15 protein-coding genes and 1 pseudogene are annotated in these 16,106 nt (G+C 68.7%); 10 read left to right on the top strand and 6 right to left on the bottom strand.

The window, feature by feature from the left end:
- The first annotated feature begins 27 nt into the window (after positions 1-27).
- From ssuC to BLT78_RS06265, 3 genes and pseudogenes are all read left to right on the top strand, one after another.
- Positions 28-819, top strand: coding sequence for an aliphatic sulfonate ABC transporter permease SsuC (gene ssuC / locus BLT78_RS06275; protein ID WP_090348168.1), 792 nt, complete (start codon positions 28-30; stop codon positions 817-819).
- Positions 818-1,099, top strand: a pseudogene (gene ssuB, locus BLT78_RS06270) (aliphatic sulfonate ABC transporter ATP-binding protein); the annotation flags it as partial. The gene ssuC and the pseudogene ssuB, both read left to right, overlap by 2 nt.
- Positions 1,100-1,142: 43 nt before the next feature.
- Positions 1,143-1,358 carry a TOBE domain-containing protein gene (locus tag BLT78_RS06265; protein WP_090215127.1) on the top strand — a complete coding sequence of 72 codons (216 nt, stop codon included), beginning with the start codon at positions 1,143-1,145 and terminating at the stop codon, positions 1,356-1,358.
- Positions 1,359-1,371: 13 nt separating this feature from the next.
- Here the strand turns inward: BLT78_RS06265 and BLT78_RS06260 are convergent, their stop codons facing one another.
- Positions 1,372-2,298 (bottom strand): D-2-hydroxyacid dehydrogenase, encoded by a 927-nt coding sequence (locus BLT78_RS06260; protein ID WP_090348167.1) that lies wholly within the window; start codon positions 2,296-2,298, stop codon positions 1,372-1,374.
- Positions 2,299-2,415: 117 nt separating this feature from the next.
- Positions 2,416-3,093, bottom strand: a complete 678-nt coding sequence (ytfE, locus tag BLT78_RS06255) for an iron-sulfur cluster repair protein YtfE (RefSeq protein WP_090348166.1) — start codon at positions 3,091-3,093, stop codon at positions 2,416-2,418.
- A gap of 137 nt (positions 3,094-3,230) precedes the next feature.
- Between ytfE and norR the strand changes: the two genes are divergently transcribed.
- The 3 genes from norR (at position 3,231) to BLT78_RS06240 (ending at position 7,690) form a co-directional block, all read left to right on the top strand.
- Entirely contained in the window at positions 3,231-4,760 is a 1,530-nt protein-coding gene (gene norR / locus BLT78_RS06250) for a nitric oxide reductase transcriptional regulator NorR (RefSeq protein WP_090348164.1), read from the top strand.
- 90 nt (positions 4,761-4,850) lie between these two features.
- On the top strand, positions 4,851-5,045 hold the full coding sequence (locus BLT78_RS06245) for a hypothetical protein (protein ID WP_090348162.1): 195 nt from the start codon (positions 4,851-4,853) through the stop codon (positions 5,043-5,045).
- Positions 5,046-5,488: 443 nt separating this feature from the next.
- On the top strand, positions 5,489-7,690 hold the full coding sequence (locus BLT78_RS06240; protein WP_172830767.1) for a TonB-dependent receptor: 2,202 nt from the start codon (positions 5,489-5,491) through the stop codon (positions 7,688-7,690).
- A 108-nt stretch (positions 7,691-7,798) separates the two neighbouring features.
- Here BLT78_RS06240 and BLT78_RS06235 read toward each other — a convergent pair whose 3' ends face one another.
- The 3 genes from BLT78_RS06235 to BLT78_RS06225 all read right to left on the bottom strand — a co-directional run bounded on the left by BLT78_RS06235 (position 7,799) and on the right by BLT78_RS06225 (position 11,882).
- Entirely contained in the window at positions 7,799-8,722 is a 924-nt protein-coding gene (locus BLT78_RS06235) for a LysR family transcriptional regulator (RefSeq protein ID WP_090348161.1), read from the bottom strand.
- Between the two features lie 87 nt (positions 8,723-8,809).
- Positions 8,810-10,786 carry a DEAD/DEAH box helicase gene (locus BLT78_RS06230; RefSeq protein WP_090348159.1) on the bottom strand — a complete coding sequence of 659 codons (1,977 nt, stop codon included), beginning with the start codon at positions 10,784-10,786 and terminating at the stop codon, positions 8,810-8,812.
- 37 nt (positions 10,787-10,823) lie between these two features.
- Positions 10,824-11,882 carry a DNA-binding protein gene (locus BLT78_RS06225; RefSeq protein ID WP_090348157.1) on the bottom strand — a complete coding sequence of 353 codons (1,059 nt, stop codon included), beginning with the start codon at positions 11,880-11,882 and terminating at the stop codon, positions 10,824-10,826.
- Positions 11,883-12,063: 181 nt separating this feature from the next.
- Between BLT78_RS06225 and BLT78_RS06220 the strand changes: the two genes are divergently transcribed.
- Positions 12,064-13,032, top strand: coding sequence for a site-specific integrase (locus BLT78_RS06220; RefSeq protein ID WP_090348155.1), 969 nt, complete (start codon positions 12,064-12,066; stop codon positions 13,030-13,032).
- Between the two features lie 11 nt (positions 13,033-13,043).
- On the opposite strand, the gene BLT78_RS06215 is transcribed toward BLT78_RS06220, so the two are convergent.
- Positions 13,044-13,991, bottom strand: a complete 948-nt coding sequence (locus BLT78_RS06215) for a MerR family transcriptional regulator (protein WP_090348154.1) — start codon at positions 13,989-13,991, stop codon at positions 13,044-13,046.
- Between the two features lie 168 nt (positions 13,992-14,159).
- Between BLT78_RS06215 and BLT78_RS06210 the strand changes: the two genes are divergently transcribed.
- The 3 genes from BLT78_RS06210 to BLT78_RS06200 all read left to right on the top strand — a co-directional run bounded on the left by BLT78_RS06210 (position 14,160) and on the right by BLT78_RS06200 (position 16,104).
- Positions 14,160-14,612 (top strand): PAS domain-containing protein, encoded by a 453-nt coding sequence (locus BLT78_RS06210; protein ID WP_090348152.1) that lies wholly within the window; start codon positions 14,160-14,162, stop codon positions 14,610-14,612.
- 158 nt (positions 14,613-14,770) lie between these two features.
- The gene (locus BLT78_RS06205) at positions 14,771-15,022 is read left to right on the top strand and encodes a TIGR02450 family Trp-rich protein (RefSeq protein WP_090348151.1); all 252 of its coding nucleotides are present in this window, start codon (positions 14,771-14,773) and stop codon (positions 15,020-15,022) included.
- Positions 15,023-15,144: 122 nt separating this feature from the next.
- Positions 15,145-16,104 carry a YbgA family protein gene (locus BLT78_RS06200; protein WP_090348149.1) on the top strand — a complete coding sequence of 320 codons (960 nt, stop codon included), beginning with the start codon at positions 15,145-15,147 and terminating at the stop codon, positions 16,102-16,104.
- Positions 16,105-16,106 lie beyond the last annotated feature (2 nt).

The raw sequence follows: 16,106 nt of genomic DNA, 5'->3' as shown, positions 1-16,106 counted from the left end.
GAATTCGCCCCTACACGAGTTGCCATCATGAGTACGCGCAATACCGAAAAACTCCTCCTGCGCCTGGCGCCCTGGGCCCTGCCGGTCCTGCTGCTCGGCGTCTGGCAGCTGGCCGCCAGCAGCGGCTGGCTGTCCAGCCGCATCCTGCCGGCGCCCAGCGCCGTGGCCATCGCCGGCTGGCTGCTGCTGACCAGCGGCGAACTCTGGCAGCACCTTGCGATCAGCGGCTGGCGTGCCGGTATCGGCTTCGCCATCGGCGGCGGCCTGGGCCTCGCGCTCGGCTTCGTCACCGGCCTGTCGACCTGGGGCGAACGCCTGCTCGACAGCTCGGTGCAGATGATCCGCAACGTGCCGCACCTGGCGCTGATCCCGCTGGTGATCCTGTGGTTCGGCATCAACGAGAGCGCGAAGATCTTCCTGGTCGCCCTCGGCACCCTGTTCCCCATCTACCTCAACACCTACCACGGCATCCGCAGCGTCGACGCCGGGCTGGTGGAGATGGCGCGCAGCTACGGTCTCACCGGCTTCGCCCTGTTCCGCCAGGTGATCCTGCCCGGCGCCCTGCCGTCGATCCTGGTCGGCGTGCGCGTCGCCCTCGGCTTCATGTGGCTGACGCTGATCGTCGCGGAAACCATCTCGGCCAACGCCGGCATTGGCTACCTGGCGATGAACGCCCGCGAATTCCTGCAAACCGACGTGGTGGTGCTGGCGATCCTGCTCTACGCGGTGCTCGGCAAGCTGGCCGACGTCGCCGCCCGCGGCCTCGAACGCCTGTGGCTGCGCTGGCACCCGGCCTATCAGCACGGAGGTGCGGCATGAGCTGATCGAGCGCCTCTGGCAGCAGCACGGCTTCACCGTGCTGCTGGTGACCCACGACGTCAACGAGGCGGTGGCGGTCGCCGACCGGGTGATCCTGATCGAGGACGGACGCATCGGCCTCGACCTGCCGATTCCGCTGGCCCGCCCGCGCCCGCGCGCCTCGGCGGCACTGGCCGCGCTGGAAGCCCGGGTGCTCGAGCGCGTGCTGGCCCTGCCGGCGCAGGAAGAAACCGCCGCCCCCGTATCGCCCCTGCCCACGCAGCTGCGCTGGGCCCTGTAACCCACCGATTCCGCATCACCCCTACCCCTCGAGGAGCAAGACCATGACCATCAAAGCCATCAACGTGCGCAACCAGTTCAAGGGCACCATCAAGGAAATCGTCCTGGGCGACGTGCTGTCAGAAATCGACGTGCAGACCGCCGCCGGCATCGTCACCTCGGTGATCACCACCCGTTCGGTCAAGGAGCTGGAACTGGCGGTGGGCAGCGAGGTGATCGCCTTCGTCAAGTCCACCGAGGTGTCGATCGCCAAGCTGTGACCTGTGGCGCGGCTCAGTAGCGGCTGGTGAAGTCGACCTCGCCGCGTAGCGCCGCGCCGGCCCGGAAGCGTTCCAGGTTGTCGACGAACAGCCGGGCGAGCGCGGCCGGCACCAGCGGCCCGGCGATATGCCCGGTCACCACCAGGCCGGGCGCGCTCCAGAACGGATGGCCGGCGGGCAGCGGTTCCTCGCGGAACACGTCGAGCACCGCGCTGGCCAGCCGTCCCTCGCGCAGGGCGCGCAGCAGCGCGTCGTCCACCAGCGCATTGCCGCGTCCGACATTGAAGAACATTGCCGTCGGCTGCAGCGCCGCGAAGAACGCCGCATCGTAGATGCCATCGGTCTGCGGCGTATCCGGCAGGATATTGACGATGTAGTCGGCCGTTGCAGCCGCCTCGTGCAGGCTGTCGAGGCCGACCACCCGCTCGAAATGCTCGAGCGGTCGCGGGGTATGGGCGATGCCGCTCAGGCGCATGCCGAACGGCGCGAGCAGGCGTGCCACCTCCCGGCCGATCTCGCCGGCCCCGACGATCAGCACCTGGCGTCCGTACAGGCTGCCGGGAATGCGCGCATCCCATTCTTGCCGGACCTGGCTGTCGCGGCGACGCCGCAGCTGCTGCTCGCGCTCCAGCATGTAGGCGAGCAGGTATTCGGCGATGGGCTGGCCGAACACGCCGACGGCGCGGCTGAGGCGGTAGTCGCGCGGCAGGTCTGCCGCCAGCAGCGGCGCATAGCCCGCCCAGGTCGACTGCAGCCATTGCGGGCGCAGCCCCTGACGCAGCAGGTCGACGACGCGGTCCGGCTCGCCCAGCCATATCCTGCAGCGCTGGGCGGCTGCGGCGTCGCTGGTCAGTTCGACCAGCTCCTGCTCGGGCAGCAGCGCTTCCAGAGCAGCGCGCAGTTCGGGGTTGCGGGAGTCGAGGAGAAGCACGGGGCCCATCGCAGGTGGTCCTGTAGGTCGGCAAGGGTGGCGGTGCCGGGACTATACGCGGCCCGGCAGTACGGCAGAAGCGTCGCCGGCCTGCCCCCTCCACCCCTGGCGCCGTTCGGTTGCGGGTCAGCCCACCCGCTCGCCCAGCGCCCGCGGGAACAGCAGGTTGTTTTCCAGATGGATGTGCTGCATCAGGTCGCGGCGCAGTTCGTCGAGGCCGCGGTACAGGGCGCGCCAGGTGTTGCAGGCATCCGGCGGCGGCTGCATGTCGTCGGTCAGCGTGGCCAGGCGCCCGAGGGTTTCGCCGTGCTGGTCGTGCTCGTAGCGCATCACCGAGATCGGCGCGCCGGCCATTCGCCCGCCGCCGCGCACGATCATCGGGAAGAGGATCTGCTCTTCCTTCTGCATGTGGCTTTCCAGCTCCTGCTGCATGTCGCGCAGCAGCTCGGTGAGCCCCGCAGGGCATTCCGCCCGCTCGCCGTGAACCTGCTCGACCCGCGCGGCCAGGCGGATCAGCTCGGGCAGCTGCTGGCGGTGCACCTCGTGGAAGCGCTGCAGGATATGCGCGATCAGCTGATCATCATCCAGCGCGCGCAGGTCGGCCTCGCCGGCGTCGTCCGGGGCGAGGGCCAGCAGCCGCTCGGCGATCTCGCCGGCGTTCAGCCCTTGCTCCAGGGCGGCCTGGCGCAGGGTCTTCTGCCCGCCGCAGCAGAAGTCCAGGCGGACGTCATGGAATATCCGGGTGGCGCCGGGGATGGCGCAGGCCAGGTGGCCGAGGGTGTGGTCGAGCAGTTGGTCGGTCATGGATGTCTCCAGGTCGGCTATGGGGCTGACCGGAGCATCGCAAGGCGCATGCCAGCGTGCGGGTTGACGGCAATCAAGGCCTGGCGCGGCGTCTAGGTCCAATCTACCCGGACTTTTCAAGGTACTGGATACCCGAAATGGTAGATTTGACCCCGTTGCAGAATGCCCTGCTCGCCGACCTCACCGGCGAGTTGCCCGCCGCCGTGCGCCTGCAGCGCCTGGTCGTCTGCCTGCGCGAAGCCTTCGCCTGCAGCGCCGTGGTGCTGCTGCGCCTGGATGGCGACAGCCTGCGCCCGCAGGCCGCCGTGGGCCTGGCCCACGAGGCGCTCGGCCGCAGCTTCGCCCTGGCCCGCCACCCGCGCCTGGCGCAGATCCTTGCCCAGCGCGAGCCGCTGCGCTTCGCGGCCGAAAGCGAGCTGCCCGATCCCTACGACGGCTTGCTGGAGGACTGCCCCGAGGAGCCGCTGCCGGTCCACGACTGCATGGGCATGAGCCTGTACGTGGAAGGCCAGCTGTGGGGCGCGGTGACCCTCGACGATCTGCGCCGCGGCAATTTCGACCGCAGCGCGGTGTTGCGCCTGCAGCACTACGCCCTGCTGATCGAGGCGGCGCTGCGCATCTGCCGCCTGGAGGGCGAGGTACGCAGCCTGCGCCTGGCCCGCCGCGAGGTCAGCGCCGGCGAGACCGAGGGCGACGGCATGATCCTCGGCGAGAGCCCGGCGCTGCGCCAGTTGCTCGACGAGCTGGCGGTGGTCGCCGACTCCGACCTGCCGGTGCTGCTGCAGGGCGAGACCGGCGTCGGCAAGGAGCTGTTCGCCCGCTGGCTGCACGGCCATTCGCCGCGCGCCGGCCGGCCGCTGGTCTACGTCAACTGTGCGGCGCTGCCGGAGACCCTGGCGGAAAGCGAGCTGTTCGGCCACGCCAGGGGCGCCTTCTCCGGCGCCGCGCAGGAACGCGCCGGGCGCTTCGAGGCGGCCAACGGCGGCACCCTGTTCCTCGACGAGATCGGCGAGCTGCCGCTGTCGATCCAGGCCAAGCTGCTGCGCGCCCTGCAGAACGGCGAGATCCAGCGCCTGGGTACCGACCAGCCGCGGCATGTCGACGTGCGGGTGGTCGCCGCCACCAATCGCAAGCTGTGGGAGGAAGTCCGCGAGGGGCGCTTCCGTGCCGACCTCTACCACCGCCTGTCGGTCTACCCGGTGCACATTCCGCCGCTGCGCGAGCGCGGCCGCGACGTGCTGGTGCTGGCCGGCCACTTCCTCGAACTCAACCGCACGCGCCTGGGCCTGCGCTGCCTGCGCCTGTCGCCGGATGCCGAGCGGGCGCTGCTCGCCTACCCTTGGCCGGGCAACGTGCGCGAGCTGGAGCACGTGATCGGCCGCGCCGCGCTCAAGGTGCTCAGCCAGGCCGGCTCGCGCAGCGCGCTGCTCAGCATCGAGGCGCCCTGGCTGGGCCTGGACAGCGCTCCGCCACCCAGCGGGGCGGTCATGCCGATGGCGACCGCGCCCGTGCGCGAGTCGCTGCAGCAGGCCGTCGAGCGCTGCCAGCGCAGCCTGATCGAGGATGCCCTGGCCCGGCACCGGCGCAAGTGGGCGGCGGCGGCGCGCGAGCTGCAGATGGACCCGAGCAACCTGCGCAAGCTGGCGCGCCGCCTCGGGCTGATCTGAACCGCCATCGTCGGGCCGCACCGATTGCCAGGCCGACGGAAACCGTCTACCGTCCGCCCCCGAACGTGAACCACCCGGCAGTGAACAGCTATGCGTGCAATTCGAGACGAAGACGACTACGACGACTATCGCCCAAGAGCGGCCGCCCCGCGCCGCGAACGGCGGCTGGCCTACGAGATCGCCCTGGGCATCTGGCTGGGCGGCATGGCCCTGGCCGTGACTTCGGCCGTCGGCTGGTATCTGGTTGGCGCCGTGGCCATCGGCACCATCAAGTTCGGCGCCTGAGTCGTTGCACGCGAGGCGCGACGCCTCTGGCGGGTCTCGCGTGCCTCCCTCCGCCACCTGACTGCCGTTCAGGTGCGCTTCCCCTCTTCTCCTCCGCCCGGCGTCGCAACAGACCAAGGCCCCCTTCGTGATTGGGCGCGACCTGCGCCATCCCTTGCCCGCGGCCCTGCGGTTGTGAGCTGTCGACCATCTTGGGCACTGGGACTTTACATTCCCCTTGCATATTGATAACAATTCTCAACAGCAAGGGAATTGAATTTCTATTTGCCTCGCTCGCGCATGCGAGGCCACGACAGCACTGATCCCCCTGCGCGGCGATCTCCAGACGCCACCCATTGAACAGCCCCATCGCAACCGAAGCACCGAATACACGATCGGGGCCTGCTTCCGCTCGCCTCGAAAAAGCCGGATTGCCGTCACAACCCCAAGGAGTGTCACCCCGCATGAGAACCACCACCCGCCAGATCGGCATCTCGGCCAGCCGGTTGGCCATTTGCAAGCCGCGTAACAATGCCAAGGAGCACGGAGAGACGTTTCGCCGCCTCAAACCCGCCTGTCTGCCACTGCTCGGTTTGCTCGTCGCCCCCGCACTGCATGCCGAATCGCAGACGGCTCTGGAAATTCCGGCCACCAGTATCAGCAGCGCGAATGAACAGGAAAGCTACAAGGCCAGCGAAAGCAAGGCCGCACTGAAAATCGACGCTCCATTGCGCGACATCCCGCAGACGGTCAACGTGGTGCCCGAGAGCGTGATCAAGGATCAGGGCGCCCAGTCCATGGAGGACGTGCTCAAGAACGTGCCCGGCGTCGGCCTGTCCAACGGCGACGGTCAGCGCGACCAGGTCACCATCCGCGGCTTCAGCGCCATTGGCGACCAGTTCATCGACGGCATCCGCGACGATGCCCTGTATTTCCGTGATCTCTCCAACATCGAACGGGTCGAAGTGATCAAAGGCCCGGCCGCCGTGCTCTATGGCCGCGGCTCTTCCGGCGGTCTGATCAACAGCGTGAGCAAGAAGCCCGGCTTCGACCCCAGGCAGGAAGTGGGTGTCAGCTTCGACAGCGAAGGCAAGCGCCGCACCCAGTTCGACGCCGGTAGCGCCGACCCGCAGGGCGACAAGGCATTCCGCGTCACCGGCGCCCACGAGGACAGCGACACCTTCCGCGACGACGGCTACGTCGACCGCAAGGCCATCGCACCTTCCGCCTACTTCCGCCTGTCCGACGACCTGGAGCTGAACCTCGGGGCCACCTACCTCTACGACAAGCGCCTGATCGATTTCGGCATCCCCGCCTTCGGCGATCGCCCGGTCGATGTCGACCGCGAGAAGCGCTTCGGCTCCGGCGATGCGGACCAGGACTACGTTCGCAGCGAGGTTTTCTCCCTCTCCGCCGCTCTGGACTACCGGATCAACGATGATCTGAGCCTGACCAACACTACCCGCTACTACCACTACGATCTGGACCGCAACAACACCCTGGCCGACAGCAGCGCGAACCGCTTCGTCACCGCGGCCAACGGCGAACTGCTGGTGAAGCTGAACCGTGGCAACGTGGCGCGCGATGAGTACGGTGTGTTCAACCAGACCGACCTGAAGCAGCAACTCCAGCTGGCGGGCATGCAGCACAACCTGCTGTACGGCATGGAACTGGGTTACCAGGACAAGTACCAGCGTGTGTTCAACCAGGCCAACGTGGCCCAGGTACCGGTCTACCGCGATGCCCTGGTGCCGGTGCCCGAGCACGCCAGCACCCTGAGCGCCAAAGGCCACAACTATCAGGAAACCGCCGGCTTCTACGTGCAGGACCTGATCGAACTGAGTGCCCAGTGGAAGGCGCTGCTCGGCGTGCGCTACGACATCTACGGCCAGGAATTCGACGATCAGCGTGTGCAGAACGTCGACCTCGACCGTACCGACAAGACCTGGAGCCCGCGCGCCGGTTTGGTGTTCCAGCCGGATCAGATGCAGTCCTACTACGTCTCGGTCAGCCGCAGCTTCCAGCCCTCGGGTGAAGTGTTCCAGCTCAGCCCGGCAATCGAAAATCTGGAGCCGGAAGAGACCACCAACTACGAGCTGGGCGCCAAGTGGGACCTGCTGGACAGCCGCCTGTCGGTGACCGCGGCGATATTCCGCCTCGAACGCACCAACATAAAGGCCGTCGATCCCGCGACCAGCCTGACGGTGCTGGCCGGCGAGCAGCGCACCGATGGCTTCGAAGCCACCTTCAGCGGCCAGCTCACCGACAAGTGGCAGGTCTATGGCGGCTACGCCTACCTGGACGCGGAGATCACCGAGTCCCCGGCCAAGACCAACGGCGTAGCCAACGAAGGCCAGACCCCCACCCTGACCCCGCGCAACACCGCCAACCTCTGGGTGGTGCGCTCGCTGAACCCGGGCTGGCGTGTGGGCGCAGGCGCCAACTACGTCGACGAGCGCTTCACCTCCCTGGACAACAAGGTGGTGATGCCCAGCTACACCACCTACGACGCGGCGCTGTTCTACGCCGAGCCGCAATGGGATGCGGCCCTGCGCCTGAAGAACGTCTTCGACAAGGAGTACTACGCCTCCGCCCATGGCTCGGTGGACCTGATCACCCCCGGCGCGCCTCGCACCCTGGAGGTGAGCGCGAACTATCGCTTCTGAATCCAGCTTCCTTGTTATCGGCTTTACCGAGCAGGCCCCCGCTCATCAGCGGGGGCCTTCATCGGCTGCGATTGCTATCTCGTAGCCTGTCCTCTTCCGTCAGCGCATTCAGGCGCCGCCCGCCCCCAGCGCCTGAAGAAAGCTCTCCAGCACCAGATGCGGCCGGCGCCCCTTGCGGGTCACGCAGGCCAGGCTGATGTCGTAGCAGCGCGCGGCCGGCTTGAGCGCGCGCAGGCGCCCTTCCTGCACCCACTGGCGGGCGTAGTGGTCGGGCAGGTAGCCGATGTAGCGGCCGGTGAGGATCAGGAAGGCCATGCCCTCGCGGTCGGAGGCGCTGGCCGTGCAGCGCAGCGCCTGGTAGTGGGCGCGCGCCTCGGCCGGCAGGCGGAAGGTCGGCGCGATGGCGTCCTGGGCGTTGAGGCGCTCGTCGTCCAGCTCGTTTTCGTCCGCGTAGTACAGCGGATGACCGACCGCGCAGTACAGCTGCGAGCGCTCCTCGTAGAGGAAGTGGTACTCCAGCCCGCTCAGCGCGCCGGCCTGCGGTACCACGCCGACGTGCAGGCGGCCGTCGAGCACGCCCTGCTCCACCTCGCTCGGCGGGATCATACGGATCTGGATGCGCACTCCCGGTCCGCGCTCCTTGAGGCGCGCCAGGGCGTGGGTCACGCGCATGTGCGGCACGGTGACCAGGTTGTCAGTGAGGCCGATGTTCAGCTCGCCGCGCAGGTGGCGGTGCAGGCCGTTGACCTCGGTGCGGAAGCTCTCCAGCGAGGCCAGCAGGCGCAGGCTGGCGTGGTACACCTCGTGGCCCTCCTCTGTCAGGGCGAAGCCGCCGCGCCCGCGCTGGCACAGGCGCAGGCCGAGGCGCTGCTCGAGGTCGCTCATCTGCTGGCTGATCGCCGAGCGACCGATGCCCAGCACACCCTCCGCCGCCGAGAAGCCGCCGCACTCGACCACACTGCGGAACAGCTTGAGCAGGCGGATATCGAAGTCGCTGACCTGGGCCAAGGGATCGCTGCGGCGCGTGCTCATTGTTCAGTCGGCTCCGAACCGAAGGGGTGATGGTTCCTGATCCACCGACTCTAGGTGCGCACGCCGCCGCCGGCAAGCGCCTCGCCGTCAGCTCCGCGGCAGCAGACGCGTGGCGCCCTGGACCTTGCGGGTGTACCACAGCACCCGGCTCACCCCGCGGGTGATCGCCACGTAGGCCAGGCGCAGGCTCTCGTCCTGCATGGCCTGGTCGTAGCTGTTGCAGAACCAGCCGGCGCGCGCGTACAGCGCGTTGCGCAGCGGGTGCGGTTCGGGCGCGGCGCAGTCGTCGACGATGATCGCCACCTCGGCCTGCAGCCCCTTGGCGCGGTGGATGGTCATGGCCTTGACCGGCAGCTTGCGCTCCAGCGCGCCCTGGATCTGCTTGAGGGCCTCGTTGCGCCGGCTGAGCACCAGCACCGCCGTGCGCTCGCTCGACTGGCGGCCGGCGACGTGCTGGCACTGCGCGCGAATCTCGGCGAGCAGCTCCGGCAGCTGGCTCTTGAGGTCGAAGCCGGTCACCAGGCGCACGCCATGATCGCCCGGCTGCGGGGCCTTGACCGCCTGGCAGGTCTTGGTCTGCTTGACCGCGACTTCCGCCAGCACCGCCTCGCCGGCACGGATCACCGGCTCGATGCTGCGATAGTTGGTGGCCAGGGTCAGCACCGCGCTGCGTTTCGCCCGGCCCTTGCCCGGGAAGTGGCGGTCGAAAACCATGAACAGCTCGGGCGAGCTGCCCCGCCAGCCATAGATCGACTGCCAGTCGTCGCCGATGGCCATCAGGCTGACCGCCTCGCCGCGGCGCGCCAGGCTGGCGTGGACGGCCTGCAGCCACTGGACGATCTGCGGGGAAATGTCCTGGAACTCGTCGATCAGCAGGTGGCTGAAGGGGGCCAGGCGCTCGCTCGGGATCCGCTCGTCGCCCTCGGTCAGCAACTGGGTGAGGCGCTGGAAGGCACCGTTGAAGGTCTGCAGGCCCTGTTCCTTGAGCACCGCGTCGAAATGGCGCCAGAAGGTCACCAGCGCCGCGACGAACAGCCGCTCGCGCGGCGGGCAGTCGAGCTCTTGCGGCTCCAGCTGGTCGATGCGCAGGCCGATGCTCTCGATGAACCCCGCCTGGGCATGGAAGGCCTCGAACAGCGGCACGGCGGCGAACTCGCCGGCCAAGCGCAGGCCCTCCAGCGGCGCCCGGCCACGCTTGCCGGCGCCCGGCGGTGGCAGGCCGAGCATCGTGTGGACCTGCCCGGCGAACTCCGCCTCCTCGGCATAGCAACGCTGGTAGGCCTGCTTGAGCAGGCGCTGCTGGGCCAGGCGCAGACGGCCGCCGCCCAGCGGGTTGTCCGGCTCGTCGGCCGAGGCGCCCTTGTCGTCCAGCTGCTCGAACCACACGGGATCGCCCAGCTGCTGGCGGGCCAGCGCGGCCATCGCCGAGTGGAAGGTGCGCACGCAGTCGCGTGCCTGACGGGCGTCGAAGGGGTACTGCCAGAAGCCCAGCACCCGGCTCAGCTGCTCGCGCAGCTCGGAGCAGGAGGCGTTGGTGAAGGAGATCACCGTCAGCCGCTCGGGGCGGATGCCCAGGTGGCAGAGCATGAACACCACGCGCAGCACCAGGGTGGTCGACTTGCCCGAGCCGGCGCCGGCGAAGATGCGCGTGACCGGCTGGCGGCCGAGGATCATCGCCCACTGCTCCTCGGAGGGCGCGCGCAGCACCCCGGCCGCCACCGCCTGGGCGACACGCTCGCGCATGGCGCTGACCTGCGCGTCATCGACCGCCAGCGGTGCCGGGCCGTAGATACCGGCGCTGGCCCGCGGCCCGGATTGGCGGCGTGAGCTGGCCGTCTTCCTGGTGCTGTTGGCCGGCTTGGCCTTGGCGGCTTTCTTGTCGGCGCTGGCCGGCTTGCTCCTGGTCTTGGCCGGGCACGATGGCTCCGCCTGCGACCGCTCCCGGGGCGTGCGATGCAGCAACGCCGCCTCGCCTTCGGCGCGCAGGTAGGCGGTGGTACGCGGGAAGCAGCGCGCCAGAGTGCCGGAGATCAGGAGTTTGTAGCGTTTCAGCGCAGCCAGCATGCGACTGTTCCAGGTCGGGCCATTGGGAGGTGCGGCGTCATGGTATCGGGTTTCCCGGGACGTTTTCGCCCGCGGCATCCGCTTGCGCTGCGCTGCCTTCGCCTGGCGGATCCGCGGCCTCCGGCGCCGGCGGCTGGTGCAGTCGGCTCAGATGCCCGGCCATCTCGCTCAGGCTGGCCTGCAGCGCCTCGGTCTGCCGATCCTGCGCGGCCAGCGCCTGCGCCAGACGTTCCACTTCCGCCTGCAGGGCCTCGCTGCGCGCCTGCAGCCCTTCGCGGGCCGACAGCGCCAGGCTGAGACGGCCGTTCAGGCTGGCGAGTTCCTCGCTCTGCCGGGCAACGGCTTCGCGCTGCGCGACCTGCTCCCGGCGCAGTTGCCCGCCTTCGGTGGCCAGCCGCTCGTTGTCGCGGTTGAGGCGGGTCAGTTCGTCCTGCCTGACGATCAGGCTCTGCTGCAGCTGGCGGTTCTCCATCTGCAGCTGCTGCACCTGCGCCTCGTGGCGGCGCTGTTCCTGCTCGCGCTGTTCCCGGCTGGCCTGGCGGTAGTGCTCAAGCGCCTCGCGGGCGTGGCGGTGCTTGTCTTCCAGCGACTGCAGCTGCGCGTCGCGGTCGACCAGACGCTGGCCGAGGTCCAGCTCGAGCTGTTGCAGGCGGGCGACGTCGATGCGCGCCTGCTGCAGCTGCTGCTGTTCCGCATGCAGCCTGTCGCGGGTTTCCTGCAATGCTGCGGACAGGCTGGCGCCCTCGCCTTCCAGCTGGCGGATACGCGCCTCGGCCTGCTCCAGGCGCTGCAGATAGCCGATGCGCTCCTGCGCCAGGGCCTCGCGGTCGGCGGCCACCGCGGCCTGCGCCTCCTCCTCCAGCTGCGCCGCCAGCTCGCCGACCAGCTCCGCCAGCCGGGTGCTTAGCGCCTTGGGCGCGCTGTCCTGCCCCGCTTCGGCCTCCTCCAGCTCCTTGAGATAGCGATGGATGGTCGACTTGGAGCCGGTATTGCCCAGCTCGATACGTACCGCATCGATGCTCGGGTGCTCGCCGCGCTGCAGCAGCGCGCGGCGTGCCTGCTGCACCAGCGCCTTGTTGATCCCGCCTCGGGCCATGGTCGTGCTCCGACGATTTCGTACTGTTTTACATACTATGTATTTACGTACTGAATATCCAGCTAACGAACGCCGTTTATCCGCAGATCTTCTGATAAGATAATCAGGAATTATCCAATCGGAAGGCGCAAACAGTCCGCCGAAAGCTGCCTTTCGGTACGTTTGCCGCGGGAACGGGGCGATGAACGAGGTCGAGCGCTACATACAGGCCGGCACGCGGGAGAACACCCGGCGCAGCTATCAGTCGGCCATCGAGCACTTCGAGGTGAGCTGGGGCGGCTTCCTGCCGGCGAGCAGCGAGAGCATCCTGCGCTACCTGGCCGCCCACGCCGGCACGCTGGCCTACAGCACCCTCAAGCAGCGGCTGGCGGCGCTGGCGCAGTGGCACCTCAGCCAGGGCTTTCCCGATCCGACCAAGGCGCCGGCGGTGCGCCAGGTGCTCAAGGGCATCCGCGCCCTGCACCCGGCGCAACCCAGACAGGCCGCGCCGCTGCAGTTGCAGCATCTCGAGCAGGCGGTGAAATGGCTGGAGCGCGAGGCGATCGACGCCGCCCTGCGCGGCGAGCGCGCCAACCTGCTGCGCTGCCGGCGCGATGCCGCGCTGCTGCTGATCGGCTTCTGGCGCGGCTTTCGCAGCGACGAGCTGAGCCGTCTGCGCGTCGAGGACATCCGCGCCGAAGCCGGCAGCGGCATGAGCCTGTTCCTGCCCCACGCCAAGGGCGACCGCGCGCATCGCGGCACCACCTACCAGGCGCCGGCGCTGGCGCGACTGTGTCCGGTCGAGGCCTATCTGAACTGGCTGAGCGCCTCCGGCCTGCAGCAGGGGCCGGTGTTCCGCCGCATCGACCGCTGGGGCAACCTCGGCGAGGACGGCCTGCACGCCGGCAGCCTGATCGCCCTGCTGCGGCAGATCCTCGGCCGCGCCGGCATCGCCGCCGGCGCATACAGCAGTCACTCGCTGCGTCGCGGCTTCGCCACCTGGGCGACGCGCAACGGCTGGGATCTCAAGGCACTGATGAGCTACGTGGGCTGGAAGGACGCCAGTTCGGCGCTGCGCTACATCGATCCGGCGATTTCCTTCGGCGGTCTCGCGCTGCGGCCGGCCGAGCCGGCGCGCGCGCTAGCCGCGCCGGGCGACGACGAGCGGTAAGACGGCGCGCCTCAGGTATCGAGGTGGCCGACGAGAAACTGCGCCAGACGGCGCTGCATGAGGCGCCCGGAGTTGCCCAGGCAGGCGATGGCGCTGCCGGCCAGGCTGTCTTCGCCGAGCACCGAAGCCTCGCCGGCCAGGGCCAGCGGGCAGTCGAGGGTCAACACCAGGCGGGCGAGCTGGCGCAGCAGCGCGGCGCTGGGCGCCTGGGTGGAATACAGCACCAGCGCCTGGGGACTGACCTCCTGGCAGACCAGCGGCAGCTCCTCCAGCGGCTGACCGAGACCCAGCACCCGCACCGGATTGCTGTCGCCGCCGAGCAGCAGCGCCGTGACCAGCAGCTCCAGCTCGCGGGACTGCTCGGGGATCGCCGCCACCAGCACGCAGTCGCGCGCTCCGGCCCGGGCAAACTGCAGACGCTGCAGCACGCGCGCGCGCAGGAAGGCATCGAGGAACAGCCACTGGCTGGCCTGGCCGAAGCCGCTCGGCTGCTGCAACTCCTGCCACAGCGGCATGAGGACGTCCTGGAACACCACGGCCAGCGGATAGGTGGAGAACACCTGGCCGTAGAGCTGCTCCAGGCGCGCCTCGTCGAAGTGGCGCACCGCCTCGCGCAGGCGCTCCTGCCATTCGCCCCACTCGCCGCTGGAGACCCCTTCCTCGACCGGTCGCGCGGCCTTGTCCTCGTGGTTGCGGGCCAGCAGGCTGCCGACCTTGCTCACCGCCACGCCGCGCTCGGTCCAGGCGATGATGCTGCGGATCGCCTCGATGTCGCTCTGCGAGTAGAGGCGATGGCCGCCCTCGGTGCGCACCGGCTGGATCAGCCCGTAGCGCCGCTCCCAGGCGCGCAGGGTCACCGGATTGACGCCGGTGAGACGCACCACCTCACGAATCGGGAACAGCTCCTCCCCCGAGGGCAGGCCGCTGGCGGAGGACGGGGCTGCGGTGAGTTCGGTCATGGGCAATGGCTCGAGGGACTGGATGACGTGCCATTGTATCGCAGAGCTCGGCTTTGCAAGGCGTGTCTGCGTCAAGCTCTGGTCTTCCGTGGCCGGGGAAGACATGCGAGCTGCCCCACGATGGCGCAGTTGCATTAAGATGCGCTGAAACCACCCGGGATCTGCAAGATGATCAATGCCAAGCTGCTGCAACTGGTGATCGAAGCCTCCAACGACGGAATCGTGGTCGCGGAACAGGAAGGCGACGACAACATCCTGATCTACGCCAACCCCGCCTTCGAGCGCCTGACCGGTTACAGCGTCGACGACATCCTCTACCAGGACTGCCGCTTCCTCCAGGCCGGCGACCGCGACCAGCCGGGCCTCGCCGCGATCCGCGAGGCGGTGAAGCACAACCAGCCGTGCCGGCAGATCATCCGCAACTACCGCAAGGACGGCAGCGTGTTCTGGAACGAGCTGTCGATCACCCCGGTATTCAACGAGGCCGACCAGCTCACCTACTTCATCGGCATCCAGAAAGACGTCAGCGCCGAGGTCGAGGCGCAGCAGCGCGTGCGCGAGCTGGAAGCCGAGGTCGCCGAGCTGCGGAACCAGCTCGCCGCTCTGCAGGCCAGCAACTGACCACCCCGGCGCTGCAGGCCGAACTGCAGCGTCGCCCGCGCTTCCTGCACCTGACTGCCCCGTCCGCAGCCCCGGATAACGCGCTCAGCTCCCCGGCCATCTTGTACAGGTTTTGCCAACCAGCGTAGCCTGTAGAAGTTTCCAGCCGAGGCCAAGCGATGAGCCAGATCGAACCGTCCGCTGCGGGCTGCCCGCCCAACCGCTTCAATCCGCGCAAGCTGCGGCTGTCCAAGTGGACCGCCCGCCAGCCGCGCAACCGCGAAAAGCACTTCCTGGTAGTCGAACTGCTCGAGGATGAAGCGGGCAACCTGCTCGCGGTCGAGTTGCAGGCGGTGTACAGCGGGCGCAGCCAGTGCCTGGACTGGCGCGAACTGCGTGACGGCGCGCGCTGGCGGATGGGCTGGCACTGACGCGGCGACCGCTACAAATATTTATACAAAATCTATACAAGACCTATTGACCGCCAGCGGCAACGACTTATCCTGTAGCAAGGTTGTACAGCAATCTTGCGACGTACAAGTTGGAGGCCGCCATGACCAGCCCATCTCCCCGCATCAAGCTCGGCATCAGTGCCTGTCTGCTCGGCAAGCCCGTGCGCTTCAACGGCGGCCACAAGCAGTCGCAACTGTGCAGCGAGGTGCTCGCCCGCCACTTCGACTTCGTGCCGGCCTGCCCCGAGGTGTCGATAGGTCTCGGCACCCCGCGCGAGACCATCCGCCTGGTCGGCGATCCCGCCAGCCCGCGCGCGGTCGGCAGCCGCCACCCCGAGCTGGACGTCACCGAGGCCCTCGACGGCTTTGGCCAGCAGACCGCGGCCCATCTCGACGACATGAGCGGCTTCGTGCTGATGCAGAAGTCGCCGTCCTGCGGCATGGAGCGGGTCAAGGTCTACGCCGAGAACGGCTACAGCCAGCCCGGCGGCGGCAGCGGCATCTTCGCCGCCGCGCTGATGCGCGCCCGCCCGGAGCTGCCGGTCGAGGAAGACGGCCGGCTCAACGACCCGGTGCTGCGCGAGAACTTCCTCGCCCGGGTATTCGCCTACGCCGAATGGCAGCGCCTGCTCGCCGCCGGGATTACCCGCAAGGCGCTGGTGGCCTTCCATGCCCGCTACAAGTACCAGCTGATGGCCAGCGACCCGCTGCAGTACCGCGCCCTCGGCCGCCTGGTCGCCGATCTCGGCGCCCAGCCGCTGGACGATCTCGCGCAGCGCTACTTCAGCCAGTTCATGGCCGCCCTGCGCCGCCCGGCCAGCCGCGGCACGCACAGCAACGTGCTGCAGCACCTGAGCGGCTACCTCAAGCGCGCCCTGGGCAGCGAGGAGCGCCGCGAGCTGCAGCAGCTGATCGACAGCTACCGCCAGGGGGTCGTACCGCTGGTGGTGCCTATCACCTTGCTCAAACACCACTTCCGCCGCCATCCGCACGACTACATCGCGCAGCAGGCCTACCTGCAGCCGCATCCGGAAACCCTCAGCCTGCGCAACGCGATCTGACC

It is taken from the genome of Pseudomonas oryzae (genome assembly GCF_900104805.1).
Classification (GTDB): Bacteria; Pseudomonadota; Gammaproteobacteria; order Pseudomonadales; family Pseudomonadaceae; genus Geopseudomonas; species Geopseudomonas oryzae.
Note: the sequence above shows the minus strand (reverse complement) of the source record. Positions and strands in the feature narration are given on the sequence as shown.